We start from the raw sequence: 907 nt of genomic DNA, 5'->3' as shown, positions 1-907 counted from the left end.
CCCTCGCTGTCGGCCGGCAGCTATGCGATCACGGTGCAGGCCACCGACACCGCCGGCAATGCCGGGCCGGCCTCGACGACCCTGAACATCGTGGTGGACCAGACCGCACCGACGACGCTGGCCAGACCGGACCTGTTGACGGCCAGCGACACCGGCAGCAGCAGCACCGACAACATCACCAACGCGTCGACCCAGTCCTTCAGCAGTCTGGCGACCGTCGGCGACACGGTGAGCATCCTGGTCAACGGCGTAACGGTGGGCACCGCCACACCCGACGCCGGTGGCACGTGGTCGTTCAGCACCTCGCTGTCGTCCGGCAGCTACGCGATCACGGCCGTGGCGACCGACACCGCCGGCAACACCGGGCCGGCTTCGGCCGCACTGAACATCGTGGTCGACCAGACCGCGCCGACGACTCTGGCGGCGCCGGACCTGCTGGCGGCGAGCGACACCGGCTCGTCGAACACCGACAACATCACGAATGCGTCGACCCAGTCGTTCAGCGGCTCGGCGACCACCGGCGACACGGTCAACGTCCTGGTCGGCGGGGTGACGGTCGGCTCGGTGACGGCGGCCGGCGGGTCGTGGTCGTTCGCCACCTCGCTGGCGGCGGGCAGCTACGCGATCACGGTGCAGGCCACCGACGCCGCCGGCAACGCCGGGCCGGCCTCGTCGACGCTCGGGCTGACGGTCGACCAGACCGCGCCGACGACGCTGGAGGCGCCGGACCTGCTGGCGGCCAGCGACCTCGGGGTGTCGAGCACCGACAACATCACCAGTTCGGCGACCCAGCAGCTGAGTGGCTCGGCGGGCACCGGCGACACGGTGAGCATCCTGGTCGGCGGGACCACGCTGCAGACGGTGACGGCGGCCGGCGGGTCGTGGTCGTACACCGCCACCCTGAGTG

At 71.4% G+C, this 907-nt stretch carries 1 protein-coding gene; it reads left to right on the top strand.

What is annotated here, in order from left to right; genetic code table 11:
- Positions 1-907: Ig-like domain-containing protein (locus IE246_RS27800; protein WP_229837548.1), on the top strand; the 907-nt coding region annotated here is incomplete at both ends.

The sequence above is a fragment of the Thalassobaculum fulvum genome (genome assembly GCF_014652915.1).
Taxonomy (GTDB): Bacteria; Pseudomonadota; Alphaproteobacteria; order Thalassobaculales; family Thalassobaculaceae; genus Thalassobaculum_A; species Thalassobaculum_A fulvum.
This window is presented reverse-complemented; position numbering and strand designations above follow the sequence as displayed.